Origin of the sequence: Streptomyces sp. NBC_01264, from assembly GCF_026340675.1 — a bacterium.
Lineage (GTDB): Bacteria > Actinomycetota > Actinomycetes > Streptomycetales > Streptomycetaceae > Streptomyces.
The window spans coordinates 1-21,700 of sequence record NZ_JAPEOX010000007.1; the positions used below are offsets into that span (position 1 = coordinate 1).

The 21,700-nt window shown below is 65.5% G+C and carries 18 protein-coding genes and 11 pseudogenes; 13 read left to right on the top strand and 16 right to left on the bottom strand.

Going from position 1 to position 21,700, the window contains the following annotated elements:
- Positions 1 to 93 precede the first annotated feature (93 nt).
- Positions 94 to 813: an IS6 family transposase gene (locus OG435_RS48610; protein WP_266888223.1), complete on the bottom strand. Its 720-nt coding sequence runs from the start codon at positions 811 to 813 to the stop codon at positions 94 to 96.
- A gap of 205 nt (positions 814 to 1,018) precedes the next feature.
- Between OG435_RS48610 and OG435_RS48615 the strand changes: the two genes are divergently transcribed.
- Positions 1,019 to 1,357: a hypothetical protein gene (locus OG435_RS48615; protein WP_266888375.1), complete on the top strand. Its 339-nt coding sequence runs from the start codon at positions 1,019 to 1,021 to the stop codon at positions 1,355 to 1,357.
- Here OG435_RS48615 and OG435_RS48620 read toward each other — a convergent pair.
- The 3 genes from OG435_RS48620 to OG435_RS48630 all read right to left on the bottom strand — a co-directional run bounded on the left by OG435_RS48620 (position 1,354) and on the right by OG435_RS48630 (position 3,573).
- Positions 1,354 to 1,671 carry a lamin tail domain-containing protein gene (locus OG435_RS48620; RefSeq protein WP_323188067.1) on the bottom strand — a complete coding sequence of 106 codons (318 nt, stop codon included), beginning with the start codon at positions 1,669 to 1,671 and terminating at the stop codon, positions 1,354 to 1,356. The two genes, OG435_RS48615 and OG435_RS48620, sit on opposite strands and share 4 nt — an antisense overlap.
- Before the next feature lie 164 nt (positions 1,672 to 1,835).
- Positions 1,836 to 3,296, bottom strand: a complete 1,461-nt coding sequence (locus tag OG435_RS48625; protein ID WP_266874726.1) for an IS1380 family transposase — start codon at positions 3,294 to 3,296, stop codon at positions 1,836 to 1,838.
- Between the two features lie 91 nt (positions 3,297 to 3,387).
- Positions 3,388 to 3,573, bottom strand: coding sequence for a hypothetical protein (locus OG435_RS48630; protein ID WP_266888225.1), 186 nt, complete (start codon positions 3,571 to 3,573; stop codon positions 3,388 to 3,390).
- A 472-nt stretch (positions 3,574 to 4,045) separates the two neighbouring features.
- Here OG435_RS48630 and OG435_RS48635 point away from each other — a divergent pair.
- The 3 genes and pseudogenes from OG435_RS48635 (at position 4,046) to OG435_RS48645 (ending at position 6,720) form a co-directional block, all read left to right on the top strand.
- Positions 4,046 to 5,048 (top strand): annotated as a pseudogene (locus tag OG435_RS48635) (IS5 family transposase).
- 602 nt (positions 5,049 to 5,650) lie between these two features.
- Entirely contained in the window at positions 5,651 to 5,929 is a 279-nt protein-coding gene (locus tag OG435_RS48640) for a hypothetical protein (RefSeq protein WP_266888227.1), read from the top strand.
- Between the two features lie 443 nt (positions 5,930 to 6,372).
- Positions 6,373 to 6,720: a hypothetical protein gene (locus OG435_RS48645; protein WP_266888229.1), complete on the top strand. Its 348-nt coding sequence runs from the start codon at positions 6,373 to 6,375 to the stop codon at positions 6,718 to 6,720.
- Positions 6,721 to 6,801: 81 nt separating this feature from the next.
- On the opposite strand, the pseudogene OG435_RS48650 reads toward OG435_RS48645, so the two are convergent.
- Positions 6,802 to 7,562: pseudogene (locus OG435_RS48650) on the bottom strand (transposase family protein).
- A 303-nt stretch (positions 7,563 to 7,865) separates the two neighbouring features.
- Here OG435_RS48650 and OG435_RS48655 point away from each other — a divergent pair.
- Positions 7,866 to 8,420 carry a hypothetical protein gene (locus OG435_RS48655; RefSeq protein WP_266888231.1) on the top strand — a complete coding sequence of 185 codons (555 nt, stop codon included), beginning with the start codon at positions 7,866 to 7,868 and terminating at the stop codon, positions 8,418 to 8,420.
- A gap of 208 nt (positions 8,421 to 8,628) precedes the next feature.
- A pseudogene (locus OG435_RS48660) lies at positions 8,629 to 8,805 on the top strand (IS6 family transposase); the annotation flags it as partial.
- A gap of 214 nt (positions 8,806 to 9,019) precedes the next feature.
- Here OG435_RS48660 and OG435_RS48665 read toward each other — a convergent pair.
- Positions 9,020 to 9,340, bottom strand: a pseudogene (locus OG435_RS48665) (DDE-type integrase/transposase/recombinase); the annotation flags it as partial.
- Positions 9,341 to 9,456: 116 nt separating this feature from the next.
- The gene (locus tag OG435_RS48670; protein ID WP_266888379.1) at positions 9,457 to 10,164 is read right to left on the bottom strand and encodes an IS6 family transposase; all 708 of its coding nucleotides are present in this window, start codon (positions 10,162 to 10,164) and stop codon (positions 9,457 to 9,459) included.
- A gap of 81 nt (positions 10,165 to 10,245) precedes the next feature.
- On the opposite strand from OG435_RS48670, the pseudogene OG435_RS48675 reads away from it, so the two are divergent.
- Both OG435_RS48675 and OG435_RS50530 read left to right on the top strand, forming a co-directional pair.
- A pseudogene (locus OG435_RS48675) lies at positions 10,246 to 10,689 on the top strand (IS6 family transposase); the annotation flags it as partial.
- Between the two features lie 247 nt (positions 10,690 to 10,936).
- On the top strand, positions 10,937 to 11,956 hold the full coding sequence (locus OG435_RS50530; protein ID WP_353962816.1) for a glycine-rich protein: 1,020 nt from the start codon (positions 10,937 to 10,939) through the stop codon (positions 11,954 to 11,956).
- 251 nt (positions 11,957 to 12,207) lie between these two features.
- On the opposite strand, the pseudogene OG435_RS48680 reads toward OG435_RS50530, so the two are convergent.
- Positions 12,208 to 12,342 (bottom strand): annotated as a pseudogene (locus OG435_RS48680) (integrase core domain-containing protein); the annotation flags it as partial.
- A gap of 82 nt (positions 12,343 to 12,424) precedes the next feature.
- Between OG435_RS48680 and OG435_RS48685 the strand changes: the two are divergent.
- Positions 12,425 to 13,132, top strand: coding sequence for an IS6 family transposase (locus tag OG435_RS48685; RefSeq protein WP_266888379.1), 708 nt, complete (start codon positions 12,425 to 12,427; stop codon positions 13,130 to 13,132).
- Positions 13,133 to 13,209: 77 nt separating this feature from the next.
- Positions 13,210 to 13,791 (top strand): annotated as a pseudogene (locus OG435_RS48690) (IS6 family transposase); the annotation flags it as partial.
- An 80-nt stretch (positions 13,792 to 13,871) separates the two neighbouring features.
- Here OG435_RS48690 and OG435_RS48695 read toward each other — a convergent pair.
- The 4 genes and pseudogenes from OG435_RS48695 to OG435_RS48705 form a co-directional block, all read right to left on the bottom strand.
- On the bottom strand, positions 13,872 to 15,104 hold the full coding sequence (locus OG435_RS48695; protein WP_323188068.1) for a YncE family protein: 1,233 nt from the start codon (positions 15,102 to 15,104) through the stop codon (positions 13,872 to 13,874).
- Between the two features lie 193 nt (positions 15,105 to 15,297).
- Positions 15,298 to 15,431 (bottom strand): annotated as a pseudogene (locus tag OG435_RS50915) (IS6 family transposase); the annotation flags it as partial.
- Between the two features lie 381 nt (positions 15,432 to 15,812).
- Positions 15,813 to 16,673 carry a DUF4394 domain-containing protein gene (locus OG435_RS48700; RefSeq protein ID WP_266888235.1) on the bottom strand — a complete coding sequence of 287 codons (861 nt, stop codon included), beginning with the start codon at positions 16,671 to 16,673 and terminating at the stop codon, positions 15,813 to 15,815.
- Positions 16,674 to 17,005: 332 nt separating this feature from the next.
- Positions 17,006 to 17,305, bottom strand: a complete 300-nt coding sequence (locus OG435_RS48705; RefSeq protein ID WP_266888237.1) for a hypothetical protein — start codon at positions 17,303 to 17,305, stop codon at positions 17,006 to 17,008.
- 236 nt (positions 17,306 to 17,541) lie between these two features.
- Between OG435_RS48705 and OG435_RS50920 the strand changes: the two genes are divergently transcribed.
- On the top strand, positions 17,542 to 17,847 hold the full coding sequence (locus tag OG435_RS50920; RefSeq protein ID WP_430625884.1) for a transposase family protein: 306 nt from the start codon (positions 17,542 to 17,544) through the stop codon (positions 17,845 to 17,847).
- Between the two features lie 69 nt (positions 17,848 to 17,916).
- Here the strand turns inward: OG435_RS50920 and OG435_RS48715 are convergent, their stop codons facing one another.
- Positions 17,917 to 18,366 carry a hypothetical protein gene (locus OG435_RS48715; RefSeq protein ID WP_266888239.1) on the bottom strand — a complete coding sequence of 150 codons (450 nt, stop codon included), beginning with the start codon at positions 18,364 to 18,366 and terminating at the stop codon, positions 17,917 to 17,919.
- Positions 18,367 to 18,468: 102 nt separating this feature from the next.
- Between OG435_RS48715 and OG435_RS48720 the strand changes: the two are divergent.
- Positions 18,469 to 18,606: pseudogene (locus OG435_RS48720) on the top strand (transposase); the annotation flags it as partial.
- Between the two features lie 93 nt (positions 18,607 to 18,699).
- A protein-coding gene (locus OG435_RS48725; RefSeq protein WP_266882441.1) for an IS3 family transposase occupies positions 18,700 to 19,910 on the top strand; the annotation gives its coding sequence in 2 pieces (ribosomal slippage) (positions 18,700 to 18,991 and positions 18,991 to 19,910; 1,212 coding nt in all).
- A 6-nt stretch (positions 19,911 to 19,916) separates the two neighbouring features.
- On the opposite strand, the gene OG435_RS48730 is transcribed toward OG435_RS48725, so the two are convergent.
- From OG435_RS48730 to OG435_RS48740, 3 genes and pseudogenes are all read right to left on the bottom strand, one after another.
- Complete coding sequence (locus tag OG435_RS48730) at positions 19,917 to 20,378, bottom strand: transposase (RefSeq protein ID WP_323188069.1); 462 nt, start codon at positions 20,376 to 20,378, stop codon at positions 19,917 to 19,919.
- Between the two features lie 93 nt (positions 20,379 to 20,471).
- A pseudogene (locus OG435_RS48735) lies at positions 20,472 to 20,966 on the bottom strand (IS6 family transposase); the annotation flags it as partial.
- Between the two features lie 59 nt (positions 20,967 to 21,025).
- Positions 21,026 to 21,535, bottom strand: a pseudogene (locus OG435_RS48740) (IS6 family transposase); the annotation flags it as partial.
- Between the last annotated feature and the right edge of the window lie 165 nt (positions 21,536 to 21,700).

The window sequence follows — 21,700 nt, forward strand, 5'->3', positions numbered from 1 at the left end:
GAAATGATCTCCACCGGGGGCGTTGTCACGTTGTCGGCGGCGTGATCGTTTGATGGTGTGTCAGGGTGTGCCGGGGCCTGGAGGGGCCGTGGTTCAGACCGTCGCGGGCATGCCGGCGACGCCGGTGATCTGGTCCCAGATGGTGAAGCGGACTGTCATCTCGAGGCGGTGGCGGCGGGCGGTCATCAGATGTCGGTGGGTTCGGAAGTGGGGTGAGATCCCGGTGAACGCGGCCAGGAAGCGTTGCGCCCCGCCGATGCTGCGGAATCCTTTCATCGCCCGTTCCCGCTGCCTCGTTGGCTGGTGCGAGTTCTCCGCCCGGTTGTTCAAACCCTTATGGGAGCGGTGCTCCACCGAGGGCATCACCTCGCGGTGCGCGGCCCCGTACGACTTCAGCTTGTCGGTGACCACCACCCGGGGTACCTGCCCGGTGGAGGTGAGGAGCCGGCGGAAGAAACGCCTGGCCGCAGCCTTGTCACGCCGGCTCTGGACCAGGATGTCCAGGACGTTGCCGTCCCGGTCGACGGCCCGCCACAGGTACTTCGACGCGCCGTTGATCTTGATGAAGACCTCGTCGAGATGCCATTTATCGCCGGGCTGTGGGCGCCTGCGGCGCAGCGCCTTGGCGTAGGCCTGGCCGAACTTCAGGCACCACCGGCGGATGGTCTCGTAGGAGACGATCACGCCCCGCTCGAGCATCATCTCCTCGACCTCACGGAAGGAGAGAGGGAAGCGGAAGTACAGCCACACGCAGTGCGAGATGATCTCCACCGGGTAGCGGTGATTCTTGTACGACGGCACCACAGACGACACGAACCCCACCCCTCCCGGACACCCACAACCCCAAGATCATCCCAGACCGCCGAACAAGGTGACAGCACCTTGCCGGGTTGGCGGCGAGGTCATGGCGTAGTGGCGCCCGCGACTCGTCCGCAATCCGGCTCGCCTCCAGGAGGAATGACGGCGGTGACGTGCCGCTGAGGCAGAGGGAGGAAGGTGCGATGATCTGTTCGTGGTGATGGATGTCGAGTGGGCTCGGATTCGGAGGGAACTGCGCTTCGGGCAGGTCTTCGAGGGCACCGTGGTGAAGGTTCCCCGGCCCGGTGTGATCGGGATCTTCGTGGACATTGGCCTGTGTGTGGGAGGTTTTGTCGACGTTCTGCTGCTGCCGAGCGAGGGCGAAGACTGGCCAGCGGAGGGCACGGTTGCCGATTTCGAGATCTGGTGGGCAGACAGCCGCCAGCAGATCCGGCTGAAGCCGTCCGACTCTCGCTATCTGCGGACCGACTTCACAGACTTCATCGAACGCTTCCGTCCCAGCTGGCCTGCCGACGTCGGCCAGCCCATTCGTGACTAGCAGGTTTTGTAGTCGTAGCGGGTGGAGTTGTAGGCGCAGGTGTGGTGGACGGTCTTGTTGGCACGGCGCAGGGTCGCGGTGTCCTTGTCGTTGTTCCAGACGTAGGCTGCGCGCTGCTGGAACAGGGTCGTGGCTGTGTTCGTGCCCTTCCCCGTCTTGACCGTGACCGTCTTTCCGGCCTTCAGAGTGAACGTGGCAAAGGTGTAGACGTGGCTGGAGGAGTCGGTCAACGTCCAGCCCTTGAGGTTGACCGCGGTACTGGTGCCGTTGGTGATCTGTACCCATTCGCCGTTGATCGAGGTGTTGGCCTCGATTCTTCACTTGCGGTGTGACGCTGGTCGGCTCGGTGGTTTGCCCGTAATGTCCTCTGTCGTTCGAGGATGGGCCGTCGCGTGACGCTGCGGGGCGTCGGGTTCCACGGGCCCGAGGGTGCTGCGGGTCCTCTCCTCTGCGGTGTCGTTGGGGTGGTGGCTGTCCGTCAGGTGAGGGATGGGAGCTGGGTGGCCCGCTGCCAGGCGGTGGCGAACGCCGGCGCCCAGGGCCAGGCGCGGTCGAGGTGCAGGGTGCGCCGGCGGGCGTGGGTGGTGAGGCGGGCGGGCAAGTGGTAGAGCTTCGTCCGGATCGTCTCCGGTTCGGCGGCGGCGAGTTCGGGTTCGTCGTGCAGGAGGAGGAGCCGGGTCCAGGCGTCCAGGTCGGCGGCGATCGTGGCGGCCAGCATCCAGGCGGCGTTGAGCTGTAAGGACTTGGAGGGCAGCAGCCCGAGCCCGACCCTCTTGATCGCTTTCACGCGGTCCTCGACCTCGGCGTGATCACGGTAGAGAGCGTCGACGAACCACACCTGTCCGGAGCCCGGAACCCCGGAAAGTCCCTGGTGGGCGGGGATGTTCGTGGCGATGATCTGGTAGCGCCAGCCGGTGTGCTGCTCGAAAGCGGTCAGCTTCTTCAGGTCGCGGCGCGAGGGTTTGACCCGGCGCACGATCAGCCGTATCCCCTCGGGCCAGCCGCCAAGGTCGCGGACCCCGGTCAGCTCGGCTGCCTGGTAGGTGACTTTCTGTCCGTCCGGCCCCTTGATCTCGTGGACCTCGCCGTCTTGGCGCAGGGCTTCACTCCATACGTTGTCGGGCAGCAGCGCGATCGCGGCCTCGTCGGCGGTGTTGATGGCCCAGCCCGTCACCCAGCGCACCCGGCGGCGGCTGGTGCTCAGCGCCTGCAGATGCTCAAGGAGGCCGTGGCTGAAGGCCGCGCCGTCGATCCTCACCAGCAGCTTCGACCACAGCGGCAGCGGGAGCTGACGTAGCGCGGCGGCCAGGACGCTCTTGTGGTCGGCGATGTCGTTGGACGCCGCGTTGCCCGGCCGCAGCAGCATCGTCACGCATTCGCGGGTGTTGGCCACCCACGCGCCCAGCGGATGATGCCCATAGCCGCCCTTGAACGTGCCGGCCGCGCCCTCCTTGCCACTGGTGCAGGTCACCAGGGTGGCGTCGAGATCGAGGACGTACCAGCCGGTGAGCTTGCGCCCGCATACCGAGATCCAGGGGAACCCGCCGGGGCGCAGGGCGAGCAGCGTCCACACCCCACGCCGTATCACGGCGCGCACGCGCTCCACCCGGGCTACGACCGGACCGTCGATGGCTTCCAGCGTGCGCCACAGAGTGCTGTCCGAGACCGGACGGGGGAACAACGGCCGCCAGTGATGCTGCAGTTGCTCGGCCTGCAGGATGTTCCTCGCGCCGAGGACGATCGCGCAGGCCAGCTGGACCAGCACCATCCCGCGATCCCGCCACCCCGGCCCGACGCCCTGCGGCAGCGCGACGGTCAGGGCCCGGGTCAGCCCGACGCGGTCCGCTGTCCGGCGCAGCAGCACCACGCCCGCGTGCCCGACCAGGTTCCTGCCGTCGGCCCGCACGACGAGCCGGTGATCCCATTCGGTAGCCTGCACCTGTTGGGTGCCCCCACTCTGCGACGTTCTTGATCTAGGAAATCCAGATCATCGCAGGTCAGGGGCACCCTTCCACTGTCAGGGCGTCACATCACTGACGAACGGCCCTCGTAGCTGAATACACGAGGTTGGTGCGGTTGTCGCTGCCGGGGGAGTCGTACCAGATCTTCGAGATGCGCAGGGCGCCGGCAGCGTGAGCCTGGCTGGGGAGTGCGCACACGGTTGCGGTAGTGATGGCGATGCCGACGGCGAGGTGGCGGGTGCAGGGCATGAGCATGATCTGTACGTCCTGTCCGGTGGGACCGCCGTGGAGCGGCGGTGCTGATCACGGACGTTAGGGGTCAAGGGGCGCCCGGTTGGGTTCCTGTTGCCTGCCTGTGACAGAACGTCATCCCTTGGTGTCTGTTCTGAGGTTCGTGGCCTTCCGCCCTGACCGCCACCGATGCCGCTGCTGCTGTCCTGGGCAGGAGCCCTCCTGTCGGCACTGTCACCTTGTCCGGCGGTCTGGGATGATCTTCGGGTTGTCCGTGTCTGGGGAGGGGAGCCGTTCGTGTCGTCTGTGGTGCCGTCGTACAGGAACCACCGCTACCCAGCCGAGATCATTGCGCACTGCGATCACCATCTCCGGCACGACCCTGCAGCCCTCCGTCGCCGAAGACATACAGAACTGAACTAGGCCCTGTATTGAGTCGTGATCGGTTTGCTGGTTCCGCCCTCGCGGGGAGAGCCGATCCGGTAGTCCGGTGCTCATGACGCGTGCGCAGCTGACGGATGAAGAGTGGGGATTTGTCGAGCCGTACCTGCCTATCGGTGAGTACGGGCCCTACCCCGAGAGGCTGCGGCAGCAGTTCGAGGGTGTGATCTGGAAGTTCCGCTCGGGAGCGCAGTGGCGGGAGATGCCTGGCCGTTTCGGTGCTTGGTCCACCGTGCACAACAGGTTCAGGCAGTGGCGGGACGCCGGGGTCTTCGAGGCGCTGCTGGAGGGTGTCATCGCTGAGGCCGCCGGGCGGGGCCGGGTGGACGTGTTGCTGGTCAGCGTGGACTCCACGACGGTCCGCGCCCACCATGACGCGGCCGGGATGCGCCTGGAGGAGGATGTTCTGGACGCTCTGGAGAAAGCGGCCGTTGAGGCGGAGGCGGCCCGACAAAAGGGGGCGGCGCGGCGGAACAAGACGGACACGGCGAAGCCTTTGATCCCGGTCGGGCCGAACGGCGACGTGTCCGGCGACGGTGCAAGCTCCGTCTGAAAGCCGCTCTCCTCGGGCGCTCGCGAGGCGGGCAGACCAGCAAGATTCACCTGGCTGCCGACCGAGGATGCCGGCCGCTGGCCGTGATCCTGACCGCGGGGCAGGCCGCGGACAGCCCTCAGTTCATCCCTGTCCTGAAGAAGGTACGGGTCCGCGGGCCTGTCGGCCGTCCCCGCACCCGGCCCGGAGCGGTCGCCGGGGACAAGGCCTACTCCTCCCGCGGCAACCGCTCCTACCTGCGCAAACGCAACATCAAAGCGGTCATCCCGGAGAAGAGGGACCAGGCCGCCAACCGGAAGAACAAGGGCCGCCAGGGTGGCCGGCCAGTACCCACGACGCCGACCTCTACAAGGAGCGGAACACCGTTGAGCGCATGATCAACAAGCTGAAAGCATGGCGGGGCATCGCCACCAGGTACGACAAAACACCCGAGAGCTACCTCGCAGGCCTCCACCTCCGCGCCGCCATCATCTGGATCAAGGACCTCACCCAGACCACCCCTTGATCACGACAAAATACGCGCCCTAGGTGAGAGAGCCCGACTGAACGGGGTTCAGCGGCAGATGTCTCTCAGCCGCCCGCCGCTGAACCCCTACAACTCCAGAACCGGGATTCCGAACCGTAGGCGGAGCGCAGCGCTTCCTTTCCGTGTTCACCGGGATCTCACCCCACTTCCGACCCCACCGCCGCCCCATGACTACCGCCCGCAACCGCTTCGAAACGAGCCTCCGCTTCACCATCTGGAACCACATCACCAGCAGCACCGGCCTGCCCGCCACGTCTGAACCGCATCCCCCACCGGACCTCGCACACGCGCCATCAAACGATCACGGCGTTGGGAAGGCGACAACGACCGTCATGATCGAGACGGCCATCGGCACCCCCTCGAGCCCTCTCGCGCCGCTGACCAGCTGCAATACACACCGTCAGAACTATCTACAGCTGCCGTGTTGGCCTGATCTAGCGCACGGGTTTGTTTTTGCGGGGGCACGTCAGGCACATTGTTGAAGACTAAACGGCTGGGATGGGTTCGCGTGATCCGCGAAAGATGTCCAGCCTGAACTCGAGGACGGGCGGAAGATCTCCGCCTGTCGGATGGAGCACTACATGAGTACCGCCTTCAAGGTCACAGGCATCATCGTCGCTGCGGTCGCCGTCGCCACCGCGGGACTGGGTACGGCTCAGGCCGCCCCCTCCCAGAATCAGAACTCCGCAGCCGCGAAGGTATCCTCGCCCTGCGTTCAGATCCAGCACGAGGTCGACGAGTGGCTTGCGGGAAACATCTACTATTTCGCAGATCCCCGTCCCGCGTGGCTGGAAGAGGCCCGGGAAAACGAGTGCACCATACAAGGTCTCAGTGAAACTTCTGCCCCGAAGCGGAAATGACATTCCACTCGTATTCTCTGCTTGGCCCCTGATCCTCTCCATCCCATCCAGGTGAGCCAAAGAGGCAGGTCCAGGTCGATAGCGGCGTGACAGAGCCCCCGGCCGTTGTCGGTTTTCATTCCGCGCAGCATCAGCGCCGCTCGCCTGGGGGCTCTGCTAGCTCCGTGAACTCTTGGAACCTCGAAGCCAAAAAGTTCACATGAACCACAATCGCGAAGAGACCATGAAGAAGGTCCACCTCATCTAGACCAACACCATAAAAGTCGTAACAAAAGCGATACAAATGGCATCACGAGACACTAGGAGCGGGTATGAGTTTCACAAAGCGGGCAGTCTGTGCGGCACTTGTGGCGCCCTTCATAGGGGTCGCCCTGCTGGGATCCTCTAGTACGGCGACAGCAGCCGAATCAACGAACGCAACGTTCATTTCTTCCCAGGAGAACATGACCTCCCACGCCCTCGCGGCCGGGATAGAACTCAGCAACCTCAAATGGGTTGCCATGCGAACCATGAGCGGCTCGGTCACCTGGATGCTGCGCATCGACCACGACCCGCACGTCGAGCCTGGGGGCGTGTATTTCCTGTGGAATCCGGACACTTCTTCCCGCGCGGGCAACTTTGCGATCGGAGATGACGTCAGGATCGACACCGTTACCCGCTGGAAGGGTGCAATCTTCGCACCCACTCCCGGCGCCGATCACATCGAGGTCCGCTACGGGCAGGTCGACGCCCCCGGAGAAGCTGTAATCGTGGCAAGTATCGCGCGCTGCCCCAGCCACCTGATTTGCTGATGTAGAGCACAGGCTGCCGAAATAGACCGACCGAGGTCGCCAAATTCAGGCTAGCTCAATACCAGTGAGCCTTTTCCAACCTCATGTTGAGGCGTGGTGAAGGACGAGTACGGCCTTCACGATGTCGGTGATCCGGTTGGTGCTGCAGCGGAGCTTGCGCAGGAGGCGCCAACCCTTCAGCACGGCCATGGCCTGCTCGCCGACGCACCGAATCTTGGCGTGATTGCTGTTGTGCTGTCGCTTCCACTGCTTGAGCCGGCGGCCCCGGAAGGGGACTCGGATGTGCCGGCCGGCGCCTTGGCAGGCCAGGCCTTGTCCGCCCAGCACTTCAGGCCCAGGGCGGCGAGCGCGTCGACGATGCCATGGCTTCGGGCCGCGGTCAGGTCGTGAGTGGCTCCGGGCAGGGCTGGGGATGCCCAGAGCAGTCGGCCGAACGGGTCGGTGAGGACCTGGACGTTCATGCCGTGCCGCTTGCGTTTTCCCGAGTAGCAGGGGGTGCCGGCGGCGATCCGGTCGATCGGCAACAGCGTGCCGTCCAGGATCACGAACGCCTTCGTCCGGGCCGTCTCCATCACCTCGGCCAGGGTCGGTGCGCGAGAGGCCAGGACTTCGATGGCCTCGCGTATGTACCGGTAAACGGTCGCGATGCCGATTCCGAACCCGGCGGCAAGCTGGGCGTAGGTGCCGCCGCACCGCAAGTGGGACAGGGCGAGCAGGGCCTGACGGCCGGCGGGCAGCCGTCGCCACCGCGTACCGATCTCCCGTCGCCGGACCGCGAGCTGCTCGGTCAGGTGCCGCAGGGTTCTGCTGGACAGATCGATCGAGGACGGGTAGACGAGCACGCGAAGCTCCTGGCGGCACGGGTGATCTTGGTCGAGAACCCGTCTACCAGGAGCTTCGTCGTTCCGTACAGCCCACACCGACCAACACCACAGCCCCACCCGCAGGTTGAAAAGGGCTCACAGACAACCCGAAGATCATCCCAGACCGCCACCGACAACGTGACAGCACCGTTTAAATGACAAGAACGCCACTACTTCCATCTGTGGGTTTTTTGGAAATTTTCAAAATTTATGAGCGATTCGCTTCGTTCGTTGTTTTAGAGTGACCGGTCTGCGGGGGCCGTTTCGAGCTGGGAGTGACGTATGCGTGGTCTTCGTGCGGTGATGGCGGCGGCTGTTGTGTTTGCTGGTGTGGTGTCGTCGTCCTGGGTGGCGGTCGCGGACGGCCATGGCTCTGTGCCTGTGGGCGGGGTAGTGTTCAATAACGGCAGCGGGAACGTCACGGCACTAGGCAACGGCAATAACATGGCAGGTCGCGACTTGCTGACCGGAAGCGGGAGCATCGCCGGCACCGGACATCGTGTCAACGGCGGCGTGGGATTCAACTTCTGCAACGGGCCGCTTCAAATCGTGAACCAGACGGCACAGAATTTCACACTTCAATCAGTCAATCCCTCCGGGACCGTCTCCCCCACTATCCCCTCCAATTCGATTGGACAAGCCTGCGCTTATCCGCCACCCGGAACCGTCACCTCTTATACTGCCACTTACTCTAATGGTCTTTCGTTTTCGGTGGGGATTCAGAGTGATGGCTTCACGTCGTATTTCAGCAGTTGCACGTACACCCCCGGCACCTGCGTGAATAACGGCAACGTAATCGCAATCAACCCCGATTCTTCAGCGGTGCTCGTGGGCTGACGGGCACCACTGGCTACCCGGTACAGTTTCCTCGTATCAATTCAGAAGAAATGGGTACGGTCGGTGACGGTATGTTAGGTGCTGGTTAGCCTCAATCTTTCGTGACGGTCCGTCGGTTTCTTCGGCGGGCCGTTTCGGTGGCCTTGTCACGTTGTCGGGGCGGGGTGGGATGATCTTCGGGTTGTCCGTCCGGCGAGGGGTCTGATTCGTGTCGTCGAGCACGCTGTCGTATGCGAATCACCGTTACCCGGTGGAGATCATTTCGCACTGTGTGTGGCTGTACTTCCGCTTTCCCCTCAGCTTCCGCGAAGTCGAGGAGATGATGCTCGAGCGGGGCGTCGTCGTCTCCTACGAGACCATCCGCCGGTGGTGTCTGAAGTTCGGCCAGGGCCCTGTCACGTTGTCGGAGGGCACTGTCACGTTGTCGGGCAGGGTGAGATGATCTTCGGGTTGTCCGTCCGGAGAGGGGCCTGATTCGTGTCGTCGAGCATGCCGTCGTATGCGAATCACCGTTACCCGGTGGGGTGCTGTCACCTTGTCGGTGGTGTGATCGTTTGATTGCGCGTCAGGCCGTGCGGGGGTCGTCGGCGGCTGGTTGCTCAGACCGTCGCGGGCATGCCGGCGACGCCGGTGATCTGGTCCCAGATCGCGAAGCGGACGGTCATTTCGAGGCGGTGGCGGCGGGCGGTCATGAGGTGCCGTCCGGGTCTGAAGTGGGGTGAGATCCCGGTGAACGCGGCCAGGAACCGTTGCGCCCCACCCGGGCTGCGGAACCCTTTCATCGCCCGTTCCCGCTGCCTCGTTGGCTGGTGCGAGTTCTCCGCCCGGTTGTTCAAACCCTTGTGGGAACGGTGCTCCACCGAGGGCATCACCTCGCGGTGCGCTGCCCCGTACGACTTCAGCTTGTCGGTGACGACCACCCGGGGCACCTGCCCGGTGGAGGTGAGGAGCCGACGGAAGGGTGCTGTCACCTTGTCGGTGGTGTGATCGTTTGATTGCGCGTCAGGCCGTGCGGGGGTCGTCGGCGGCTGGTTGCTCAGACCGTCGCGGGCATGCCGGCGACGCCGGTGATCTGGTCCCAGATCGCGAAGCGGACGGTCATTTCGAGGCGGTGGCGGCGGGCGGTCATGAGGTGCCGTCCGGGTCTGAAGTGGGGTGAGATCCCGGTGAACGCGGCCAGGAACCGTTGCGCCCCACCCGGGCTGCGGAACCCTTTCATCGCCCGTTCCCGCTGCCTCGTTGGCTGGTGCGAGTTCTCCGCCCGGTTGTTCAAACCCTTGTGGGAACGGTGCTCCACCGAGGGCATCACCTCGCGGTGCGCTGCCCCGTACGACTTCAGCTTGTCGGTGACGACCACCCGGGGCACCTGCCCGGTGGAGGTGAGGAGCCGACGGAAGAAACGCCTGGCCGCAGCCTTGTCACGGCGATTCTGCACCAGGATGTCGAGGACGTTCCCGTCGGCGTCCACAGCCCGCCACAAGTACTTCCGCACCCCGCCGATCTTGACGAAGACCTCGTCCAAGTGCCACTTGTCGCCGGGCTGCGGGCGCCGCCGGCGCAACGCGTTGGCGTAGACCTGGCCGAACTTCAGACACCACCGGCGGATTGTCTCGTAGGAGACGACCACGCCCCGCTCGAGCATCATCTCCTCCACCTCACGGAAGGAGAGCGGGAACCGGAAGTACAGCCACACACAGTGCGAAATGATCTCCACCGGGTAACGGTGATTCGCATACGACGGCATGCTCGACGACACGAATCAGGCCCCTCTCCGGACGGACAACCCGAAGATCATCTCACCCTGCCCGACAACGTGACAGTGCCCTTGTGGCGGGCCGTGGACGCCGCCGGCAACGTCCTGGACATCCTGGTCCAGAATCGACGTGACAAGGCTGCGGCCAGGCGTTTCTTCCGTCGGCTCCTCACCTCTACCGGGCGGGTGCCCCGGGTGATCGTCACCGACAAGCTGGCCTCGTACGGGGCGGCGCATCGTGAGGTGATGCCGTCGGTGGAGCACCGTGCTCACAAGGGGTTGAACAACCGGGCGGAGAACTCCCACCAGCCCACGAGGCAACGCGAACGGGCGATGAAAGGGTTCCGCAGCCCGGGCGGAGCGCAGCGCTTCTTGTTCGCGTTCGCTGGGATCTCACCCCACTTCCGACCTCACCGGCACCTCATGAGCGCCGGCCGCTACCGCTTCGAAATGAGGGTCCGCTTCACGATCTGGGACCAGATCACCGGCGCCGCCGGCGTACCCGCCACCGTCTGAGCAGCAGACCGCCCGCGGCCTCTCCCTGCTCTCAAACAATCACACCCCCGACAACGTGACAGTGCCGTCGGGTCGGCCCGCCACGGGTGGGATGCCGTCGACCTGGGCGAGGGTCTGGGTGTCGTCGTTGACGTTCGCCCCACTCGGTTCACCCAACCGAACCACGACGCGGCGGCGCCTCCCCCACCCCACACCCACACCCTCCCAAGATGCAAAAGCCACACCCGTGACCACAGGAAGAAACCGGATGAGCTGCACACGTCCCGCACTCACAATCGCCACGGCACTCCTCGCCCTCACCGGACTCGCCACCACCGCGCACGCCGACAACCACGACAAAGACCACGGCGGCGGCAAGAGCAACCACTGCTACATCAACGTCAAGGGCAACCACAACACGAACGCCTGCGGCACCGTCACCTACGGCGACAACACCATCACCGGCAACGGACATACTGTTCAGCTGGGGACCGTCCTGCCCCAGGATGGATGCACACCTCCGAGCTCCCAGACATTGTGCGTGTACACCACTCCAGGCGAGCACATCCTCACAGTGCCGATCGGCGTACGTAGCATCGCAGTCACCGCAATCGGCGCCTCCGGCGAAAACATCAGCGGAGCACCAGGCGGCAAGGGAGCAAGGGTAGTCACCTCCGTGCCCGTGTTCGCCGGACAAATCCTGTACATCGAAGTTGGCGCCACCGCAACCAACTGTGACCTCTCAGGCTGCGCCAACCCCGGATACAACGGAGCCGGACAAGGAGGAGCCTTCGGCGGAGGCGGGGGCGGAGCCTCCGCCGTGCGCACACAACCGGCAGGAACTCCCACTACTCTCGCCAGCCGCATCGCCATTGCAGGGGGCGGAGGAGGCGCGGGAACGCCCAGGGTCGGATGCACTAACCCCACCACCCTGAACGGCGCAGGAGGCGACGCCAGCAAAAAGGGCACCCAAGGCGCGCTCTGCGCTGACGGCGTCCAAGGGGGAACTGGCGGCAACCCCGGCACCGCTACACAGGGAGGCACCGGCGGCAGCCCCCCGGACGCCCCCTTCACCTACGACGGGGACCTGGGCCAAGGCGGAAACCCCGGATTCGGAGGCGGAGGTGGCGGAGGAGGCCTCTACGGCGGAGGCGCCGGAGGCTCACCCCGAACCATTACCGACAACATCTCTTCCGGCGGAGGCGGAGGTGGAGGTGGATCCTCACTACCGACCACCGAAACAGTCACCTCCGAACCCGCATCCGTCACCCTCACCTTCTCCATCTGAGGCGCCCCGAACCTTCGGACGTGTCAGGTGGATTCCGGGGACGTGCAGGGCTGACGCAAAGTCCGGATGGATGACGTTTCTGCAGGTGAGGGGCCTGGAACGCGGAAGGCCGAAGCTCCGTTGAGCCGGGTGATCTCGCAAGTCGCCCTGCACCAACGGAGCTTCGGTGAAACGTCAGTCTGTCATGTCTGTGTCCGTGCTGGAGGATGCGTCTCCCGCTGAGGTGACCCCCGGAGTGTGGACACAGGGGTTCATGCTGCGAGTGAGAGTTTAGCTGTCTTGTGGTGCTCTTGTTCGAACTCCATCGGGGAAAGGTAGCCCAGCGCGCTGTGGCGTCGGCGGGCGTTGTAGTAGGTGAGCCACTGGAAGATCTCCAGCCTCGCCTGTCGGCACTGTCACGTTGTCGGGCAGGGTGAGATGATCTTCGGGTTGTCCGTCCGGAGAGGGGCCTGATTCGTGTCGTCGAGCATGCCGTCGTATGCGAATCACCGTTACCCGGTGGAGATCATTTCGCACTGTGTGTGGCTGTACTTCCGGTTCCCGCTCTCCTTCCGTGAGGTGGAGGAGATGATGCTCGAGCGGGGCGTGGTCGTCTCCTACGAGACAATCCGCCGGTGGTGTCTGAAGTTCGGCCAGGTCTACGCCAACGCGTTGCGCCGGCGGCGCCCGCAGCCCGGCGACAAGTGGCACTTGGACGAGGTCTTCGTCAAGATCGGCGGGGTGCGGAAGTACTTGTGGCGGGCTGTGGACGCCGACGGGAACGTCCTCGACATCCTGGTGCAGAATCGACGTGACAAGGCTGCGGCCAGGCGTTTCTTCCGTCGGCTCCTCACCTCCACCGGGCAGGTGCCCCGGGTGGTCGTCACCGACAAGCTGAAGTCGTACGGGGCAGCGCACCGCGAGGTGATGCCCTCGGTGGAGCACCGTTCCCACAAGGGTTTGAACAACCGGGCGGAGAACTCGCACCAGCCAACGAGGCAGCGGGAACGGGCTATGAAAGGGTTCCGCAGCCCGGGTGGGGCGCAACGGTTCCTGGCCGCGTTCACCGGGATCTCACCCCACTTCAGACCCGGACGGCACCTCATGACCGCCCGCCGCCACCGCCTCGAAATGACCGTCCGCTTCGCGATCTGGGACCAGATCACCGGCGTCGCCGGCATGCCCGCGACGGTCTGAGCAACCAGCCGCCGACGACCCCCGCACGGCCTGACGCGCAATCAAACGATCACACCACCGACAAGGTGACAGCACCGTACGAGAGCATCCGCCGGTGGTGTCTGAAGTTCGGCCAGGCCTACGCCAACGCGCTGCGCCGCAGGCGCCCGCAGCCCGGCGACAAGTGGCATCTCGACGAGGTGTTCATCAAGATCGGCGGGAAGCAGAAGTACTTGTGGCGGGCCGTCGATGCCGACGGAAACGTCCTGGACATCCTGGTCCAGAGCCGGCGTGACAAGGCTGCGGCCAGGCGTTTCTTCCGTCGGCTCCTCACCTCCACCGGGCAGGTACCCCGGGTGGTCGTGACCGACAAGCTGAGGTCGTACGGGGCAGCGCACCGGGAAGTGATGCCCTCCGTGGAGCACCGTGCCCACAAGGGCTTGAACAACCGGGCCGAGAACTCCCACCAGCCAACGAGGCAGCGGGAACGCGCGATGAAAGGGTTCCGCAGCCCGGGTGGGGCGCAACGGTTCCTGGCCGCGTTCACCGGGATCTCACCCCACTTCCGGCCCCACCGGCACCTGATGACCGCCGGCGGCCACCGCTTCGAGATGATGATCCGCTTCACCGTCTGGAACCAGATCACCGGCAGCACGAGGAGCCTGCTTGCCGCGGCCTGAATTACGCCCTCTACCAGGCCCTGGCACACCCTGACGCGCAATCAAACGATCACGCCGCCGACAACGTGACAGTGCCCACCCTAGGAGTGTCCGTTCCGGCTGCGGATCGCGATACCGAACGGGCTGTTGCCGATGCCGTCCTCAATGGTCCCGATGACGCTATCGTCATGGGTGTCGATCACCGACACACTGCCCGAGACCTGGCTGGTGACGTACGCGCGATGTGCCTTGCGCGTAATGGCGACAGCGATGGGCTCGTCACCGATGCCGTCCTCAATGGTCCCGATGACGCTATCGTCATGGGTGTCGATCACCGACACACTGTCCGAGTTCCTGTTGGCCACGTAGAGGCGGGAGCCGTCCGGGGTGACAGCCAGACCGAGCGGGAGTTCGCCGAGTCCGTCACTGTGAGTGATCTTCGAGACGACGGTGTTGGTTGCGATGTCGATGACCGCCACGCTGCCGTCCTGCTTGCCTGCTGCGTCCGTGACGTAGGCGCGGGAGCCGTCCGGCGTGAACGCCACGTCGTACGGGAAGTCGCCGATGCCGTCGGTGATGACAGTGGCGAGCGTGTTGTCGCGGGTGTTGATCACCGTCACATCATTTGACTCCTGGTTGGTGATGTAGGCGTGGGAGCCGTCGGGGGTGACTGCTACAAGAGAGGGAGCGTCTCCGATGCCGTCGCTTTGCGTGAGGACCTTGACGACGGTGTTCGTCCTGGTGTCGATGACGGAGACACTGTCCGATGCCTGGTTGGCGATGTACACCTGGGCGCCGTCCGGGGTGACCGCCATGCCATAGGGCTGTTGACCGATGTTGTCGTCGGCCGTGAGGGTCTTGACGACGGTGTTCGTCTCGGTGTCGATGACGGAGACGCTGCCCGCGTCGAAGTTGGTGACGAAGGCGCATGTCCTGTGAGGCGCTACCGCCACATAGACCGGCCCCTTGTCGACAGGGACGGTCGTCGCGACCGTGTTGGTGTCGGTGTCGACCACCGAGACGGTGTTCGAGCCGTAGTTGGCAACGTAGGCGAGGTCTCCGCGGCGGCCAGGAGGCTGCGCTCCTCTCCCTGCGTCCGCTGAAGAGGAACAGCCATGGCCATCCGGGTGGAATTCACCCGATGCCTGGGCCGACGACTGCGCGGACGACCAGACCAGCAACCCTGCCACAACGGTGAGGGCCGCCGTCAGCCGTCCGAGAGGGGCTCGGCGGGCCCTCTGGTCCCTTCGGCCATGGCTCTTCGGTAGTGCCTGTGCCGACATCTTGCTCCCGATCTGTTGAGGGCCTGTGCCACTCGCCGCCGGAAGAGGCATTGGAAGGATCAGGGCCACTGCCGTCAGAGTTCAGGGCACACCTTATCGGGCGAAATTTCCAACATCATGCAGGCCACTCCGATGCGATGTGCGGGACCGGAACCTCAGGACCGGAGCGTTCCCGGGGCATTGGCGGGCACCTCGGAGGGAGACCGGATGCGGAGCAAGGCGAACTTGGGCCTCGGCAACGGGTGACGACGCAGCGCTCGATCACCATCTCCTCGACCTCACGGAAGGAGAGCGGAAGCGAAAGTGCAGCCACACGCAGTGCGCGATGATCTCGGCCGGGTGGCGGTGATTCGCGTACGACGGCGTGCTGCACGACACGATCAGGCCCCTCGCCGGACGGACAACCCGAAGATCATCTCACCCCGTCCCGACAGCGTGACAGCACCTTTCTGTCGGTGCTGTCACGTTATCGAGGGCGTGATCGTCTGAGGGTGCATCAGGCAATCCCCACCCTCAACTCCTTATCGGGTCACGACTCCACGCTACGAGGGGAAGGCCACCGAAGAAAACGGACAGCGCTTGCGCGAGTTGCTGGACACATCAGCCGGATGCCAGAAGTTGACCGGCACCGACGGCGAAGCTCCTGGCGGGTGCGGGGACCTTGTTCGGGTGCCCGTCTGCCAGGAGCTTCGCCGCTTGTGCTGCAGCCTTCAAGGCTGTGCTGCGGCCGGGTGTCAGGCCGGCGGTGGAGAGATGTGGCTACTGGGCGGTGTTGTCGTCGAGGGTGACGGCGATGTCGCGGACCTGGTTGCTCGCGCCGAAGGTGCCGAGTTCGGTGGTCTGGCCGTTGAGGATGTTGACGCTGGCGAGGCGGTAGCCGCCGCGGCCCATGGCCTTGAACACGCTGTAGCCGGTGTTGGTGCCGGTGACGGTGTTGTAGCGGATGTCGAAGCCGGCGTCGCCTTCGATGTCGCGGCCGAGGTCGCCGAGGGATGCGATGAGGCCGTCGTTGCCGGGGGACAGCACGGAGGCGCGGTCGGTGACGGTGTCCAGGACGAAGGCGGTGGAGTCGGTGGACTCGTCGGTGTCGTTGTTGGTGTAGCCGAGCGCGGTGACACCCAGCGCGGTCTCGTTGGGGGTCTCGGCACGCCGCAGCATGGTGTGGCTGGTGGTGGTCCTGGTGTTGAGGTCGTGGGTGAGGTTCTGGCCGGTGTCGGAGACGATGCGCATGTTGTCGGATGCCGCGTCGAAGTCGAAGCCGAACGCGGTCCCCTGCAGAGCGAGCGTGAGCACGCAGACCCTGCGGGCCTGTGCGTTCTCGGTGTCCAGGACGTAGACGCCGCCCCCGTCACCCAGGCCGTAGAGCTTTCCGTCCTGGATGCGGAAGTCGATGGCCAGGATCTTGGTGTCGCCGTCGCGCAGGCCGGTTACCTTGCCGATCGCCTGGGTCTTGGAGGGCTGGTCGACGGGGAACTCGACCAGGCGCATGTCGGTGGTCAGACCCAGCGCGATCGGAGCGCGCTCCATGGGCGGCTTGGGGTTGGCGGACGCGGCGGCCGGCATGGCGCAGGCGGCAGCGAGGGCGGCAGCGGCAACAGCGGTGGCGATACGCAGGTTCACGACAGGTCCTCTTGCAGATCGAGCGGAATCGACGCGTCGCAGCCTGACCCAACCCCGCCCCCGGCTGCCACGAGACTCGCACAGCCCCGCCTCGATCGGACCGCGCGGTCACCCACCCGGACCCCTTCAGGTTCTCAGATGCCCGGCGGTGTGCTGGCCTCGGTGCGGTGGCCGCCCCGCGGCGCAAGCGCAAGCAGGAGTGTGGGGGCGAGCTACGGCAGCACCGTAGGAGACGATCTTGTCGGTGGCGATGACCTTGGGCACTTTCCCTGTGGTGAAGGGTCGGCAGGAAAGCATTGCTGGCCCGGTGTTGGGGGTGGGGTGGCCTGTGTTCACCACTCGCGTCGTCTGTCGTGGACGGCCCTGGCCGTATGCCGCCCCGTCTCCGTCCCCCGTGCCGTCCAGCTGGTCACTGTGAATCCGAAGCGGGCGAGTTCTGTGGTTGCTTCGGTGAGGTCGAATCCGGCGGTGGCGTAGGTGACGGTGAGGGTGACGAGACGGTCGGCGGTCTGGATGACGGTGAGGGCGATGCCTTGGGGTACGGGCTCGGCCAGCACCACGTACGCCACTCCGGCCGCCTGTGCCTGTGTCAGTTCGTCCTCGGCCCAATGACCCGAATACATACGTTCCATACCGGTACATGAGACATGAACCACCTGATTTTGGGCTCATCGCTCACATGTGTGGGTCGGTTCGTGTCCTGAGATAGCGAACGCCGCACCCTGCGTAGGTTTCTGATTGTGATGATCAAGAACCTGCCGAAGGGTGCGGCGTGTCTGTGAACGTACTGGTCAGGGCGGCCGGGGTCGAGCGCACGGTGGTCGAGGAGGTGCGTGTTCACCCGGTCGAACCCGTGAAGATCGTCTCGGTGCGGCCGGACCGCAGGTGGCGGCGGCCGGCCTGCGGGGTGTGCCGCCGGCGGGCGCCGCTGTACGACCGGGGCCGCCGCAGGCGCCGACGCTCGCTGGACGAGGGGCTGCTGCGGGTCTACCTCGAGGCGGACCTGCCGCGGGTGGGGTGTGAGGCAGGCGGAGGTCGCCCGGTTGCTGGGGGTGTCCCGGCAGGCGGTCGGCCAGTGGCACGCGGCGTGGCGGGAGGGCGGTCGTGGGCACTGTCACGTTATTTAAAATGGCGTGACCACGTCAGGAAATCCGGATGCATCCGAGGTGCTTGACGCGGAAAATCTCTCGCCTGATGATGCGATCCGGGGGCGCTCACCGAAGGATCTACTGACGCGTCCATGTCATACACCGTTAACGTGACAACGCCCGGCAGCGAGTTCCTTGCAGGACAGTGCCCCTTCCGCAGCAGCCAGGACCGCCGTGATCCGCTGATACTCCGGCGACAGCACCGCCACCACGAGCCCTTCACACCATGCGGGCACCACCGATCCCGGCACCGCACTCGACGGCGACGGCGACGGCGACGGCGACGGCGACGGCGACGGCGACGGCGACGGCGACGGCGACGGCGACGGTTCAGAATCCCCCAACGCCAGCGTGTCAGTCTCCTCCACGCTATCCGGGCGGGCGAGAACCTCGACCACGGTCTCCCGGGCGACGACGAACCGCTCCCAGCCGAGTTCCGCTTCCCGCAACGCGACCAGCACCCGGTCCGCCTCCGCCCGCAGCACTTCCACCCGCTGAGCGGCAGCTCGTTCCCGCTCCTCCAGCAGCCCGATCACCGACGGCATTCCGCACCTCCACAGCCACGCCAACACGACGTGGGACCTTGACCCCAGGTTTTGGACACCGGAGACACTTGGATCTTGATGGTCCAGGAGAACGGAGTCCCTGTGGGGATGAAGCACTATCCCGCCGAGTTCAAGGCGGACGCGGTCGCGTTGTACCGGTCGAGGCCGGGAGCGACGATCAAGTCGGTCGCCGCTGATCTCGGGGTGAACACCGAGACGCTGAGGAACTGGATCCGGGCCGCCGACGGCCGCCGACCTGGCGCCGGACCTTGACCCCAGGTTTTGGACACCGGAGACACTTGGATCTTGATGGTCCAGGAGAACGGAGTCCCTGTGGGGATGAAGCACTATCCCGCCGAGTTCAAGGCGGACGCGGTCGCGTTGTACCGGTCGAGGCCGGGAGCGACGATCAAGTCGGTCGCCGCTGATCTCGGGGTGAACACCGAGACGCTGAGGAACTGGATCCGGGCCGCCGACGGCCGCCGACCTGGCGCCCACTCCGCACCGCCGGCCGCCTCGCAGGCCGTCGGCGACGCCGTTCAGGCGGAGCTGGCCGCCGCCCGCAAGAGGATCCGCGAGCTCGAGGAAGAACGGGACATTCTCCGCAAGGCGGCCCGGTATTTCGCGACGGAGACGCGCTGGTGAACCGCTACCAGTTCGTTGACGATCACCAGCGCCGTCACGGCGTGAAGCGGCTCTGCGACATCCTCGGCCTGGCCCGGTCGAGCTTTTACTACTGGCGTCGCACCGCGGCCGCGAGAGCGGCCAGGCAGAGCGTCGAGGCCGGGCTCGCGGCCCGGATACGCAAGATCCACCAGGACTCCGACGGCACCTACGGAGCCCCCAGAATCACCGCGGAACTCCGCGACGAGGAGGGTCCGGTGGTCAACCACAAGCGGGTCGCCAGGATCATGCGGACCATCGGGCTCGAGGGAGTCCGGTTGCGCCGCCGGCACCGCACCACCGTCGCGGACCAAGCCGCGTCGAAGGCACCGGACCTGATCGGACGCGACTTCACCGCAGCCGACGTCAACAGAAAATACGTCGGCGACATCACATACCTGCCGGTCAGCGGCGCGAAGCCGCTCTACCTCGCGACCGTCATCGACTTGTGCTCGCGCCGGCTGGCCGGGTGGGCGATCGCCGATCACATGCGAACCGAACTCGTCATCGACGCCCTGGCGGCAGCCGAGCGGACCCGTGGAAACCTGGCCGGAGCGATCATGCACACGGACCACGGATCCCAATATTCGAGCAGGGCCTTCGCTGAAATCTGCAGGTCAGCCGGGGTCCGGCAGAGCATGGGCGCGATCGGATCCAGCGCCGACAACGCAGCCGCAGAAAGCTTCAACGCCGCCTTCAAGAGGGAGACACTCAAAGGCCGCAAAGCCTGGTCGAGCGAGCGCGAGGCCAGGCTGGACGCGTTCCGCTGGCTGACCCGATACAACACCCGCCGCCGACACTCCCGCCTCGGCCACCGGTCCCCGATCGCCTACGAGAACGACCTCCAGCCAGCTGCAACTACCCTGACCCAAGCCGCATAGACGTGTTCAAAATCCGGGGTCAAGGCCCGTCCGCTGCTTACCCCCAGCCTTGACCAGGCCCTTGCCCTTCAATGCCGCCAGCAGCAGATCCAGTACCCGCTCCTCCAGGCCGTGCTCGACCACCCGGGTGCGGAACTCCGAGAGCACCGAGGCATCGAAGCCGACGTCCTCCAACTCCAGGCCAAGGCAGTACTTCCACGACAGGTCGAACCGGACCCGGTGGGCGGCGGCGCGGTCGGTCAGGTTCTCCGCCATCTGCAGCACCGTCACCATCGCCAGCCGCCCCGGCGACCAGCCCCGCCGGCCCCGCAGACCGAACGCCCCGGCGAACTCGGCATCCGCGAACAGCCCGCCCAGCTCATCCCGCACCCGCATAGCCAACGGCGGCGCCCCACGACCAGCCACCGCCCGCGCGACCCGCACCGTCACCTCAGGGACCTCGGGCCACTGCTCCGGCAGCAACGACATGACTCCCACCCCACCAGCCGGGAACGACAGAACCGGCCACCACCATGCCAACCGCCCGCCCTCACCGCAGGACACGACATTTGGCCAGCAGGATCCCTTGTGGGAGCGGTGGTCCACCGAGGGCATCACCATGCGGTGGGCGGCTCCGTAGGAGCGGAGCTTGTCGGTGATGATCACTCTGGGCACCGAGCGGGTCTTCTTCATCAGTTTCCGGAGGAAACGCCTGGCCGCGGCCTCGTCGCGGCGGTTCTGCAGCAGGATGTCGAGGACGTTCCCGTCCTGGTCGACGGCACGCCACAAGTACTTCTGCACCTTGTTGATCTTGACGAAGACCTCGTCCAGGTGCCATTTGTCGCCCGGCTGCGGGCGGCGCCGGCGCAGCGCGCCGGCGTAGGCGGGGCCGAACCGGCGGGTCCACTGGTGGACCGTCTCGTAAGACACCTCGACGCCCCGCTCGAGCATCAGCTCCTCGACCTCACGCAGACTCAGACCGAAGCGGTGGTACAGCCACACGCAGTGGCTGATGATCTCCGGCGGGAAGCGGAAACCCCGGTACGACACCGTCTCCACGAGCAGCCCCTCCAGCAACCCCGACCAGACAGATGATCATCCCACCGAGCGACACCCCCACTCAACCTGACAACGCCCTCGGCCCGGTTGTTCAAGCCCTTGTGGGCACGGTGCTCCACGGAGGGCATCACTTCCCGGTGCGCTGCCCCGTACGACCTCAGCTTGTCGGTCACGACCACCCGGGGTACCTGCCCGGTGGAGGTGAGGAGCCGACGGAAGAAACGCCTGGCCGCAGCCTTGTCACGCCGGCTCTGGACCAGGATGTCCAGGACGTTTCCGTCGGCATCGACGGCCCGCCACAAGTACTTCTGCTTCCCGCCGATCTTGATGAACACCTCGTCGAGATGCCACTTGTCGCCGGGCTGCGGGCGCCTGCGGCGCAGCGCGTTGGCGTAGGCCTGGCCGAACTTCAGACACCACCGGCGGATGCTCTCGTACGAGACGATCACGCCCCGCTCGAGCATCATCTCCTCCACCTCACGGAAGCTGAGGGGGAAGCGGAAGTACAGCCACACACAGTGCGAAATGATCTCCACCGGGTAACGGTGATTCGCATACGGCGGCGTGCTGGACGACACGAACCCCACCCCTCACCGGACGGACAACCCGAAGATCACCTCACCCTGCCCCGACAACGTGACAAGGCCCCCAGCAGCTTCTCCCGGCCAGCAGGACTATGAATCAGCCCTGGATCACCGGCGCCGCCGGCATGCCCGCCACAGCCTGAACAACCAGCCGCCGACGGCTTCCTC

What these genes read in the sequence shown, in the direction of transcription:
- OG435_RS48715 (WP_266888239.1), bottom strand. Translation starts at nt 18,366, where the DNA reads ATGCCGTCGGTGATCGGGCTGCTGGAGGAGCGGGAACGAGCTGCCGCT.
- OG435_RS48655 (WP_266888231.1), top strand. Translation starts at nt 7,866, where the DNA reads ATGCGTGGTCTTCGTGCGGTGATGGCGGCGGCTGTTGTGTTTGCTGGT.
- OG435_RS48615 (WP_266888375.1), top strand. Translation starts at nt 1,019, where the DNA reads ATGGATGTCGAGTGGGCTCGGATTCGGAGGGAACTGCGCTTCGGGCAG.
- OG435_RS48670 (WP_266888379.1), bottom strand. Translation starts at nt 10,164, where the DNA reads ATGCCGTCGTATGCGAATCACCGTTACCCGGTGGAGATCATTTCGCAC.
- OG435_RS48645 (WP_266888229.1), top strand. Translation starts at nt 6,373, where the DNA reads ATGACCTCCCACGCCCTCGCGGCCGGGATAGAACTCAGCAACCTCAAA.
- OG435_RS50530 (WP_353962816.1), top strand. Translation starts at nt 10,937, where the DNA reads ATGAGCTGCACACGTCCCGCACTCACAATCGCCACGGCACTCCTCGCC.
- OG435_RS48685 (WP_266888379.1), top strand. Translation starts at nt 12,425, where the DNA reads ATGCCGTCGTATGCGAATCACCGTTACCCGGTGGAGATCATTTCGCAC.
- OG435_RS48730 (WP_323188069.1), bottom strand. Translation starts at nt 20,378, where the DNA reads ATGTCGTTGCTGCCGGAGCAGTGGCCCGAGGTCCCTGAGGTGACGGTG.
- OG435_RS48630 (WP_266888225.1), bottom strand. Translation starts at nt 3,573, where the DNA reads ATGCTCATGCCCTGCACCCGCCACCTCGCCGTCGGCATCGCCATCACT.
- OG435_RS48640 (WP_266888227.1), top strand. Translation starts at nt 5,651, where the DNA reads ATGAGTACCGCCTTCAAGGTCACAGGCATCATCGTCGCTGCGGTCGCC.
- OG435_RS48695 (WP_323188068.1), bottom strand. Translation starts at nt 15,104, where the DNA reads ATGCCTCTTCCGGCGGCGAGTGGCACAGGCCCTCAACAGATCGGGAGC.
- OG435_RS48705 (WP_266888237.1), bottom strand. Translation starts at nt 17,305, where the DNA reads ATGGAACGTATGTATTCGGGTCATTGGGCCGAGGACGAACTGACACAG.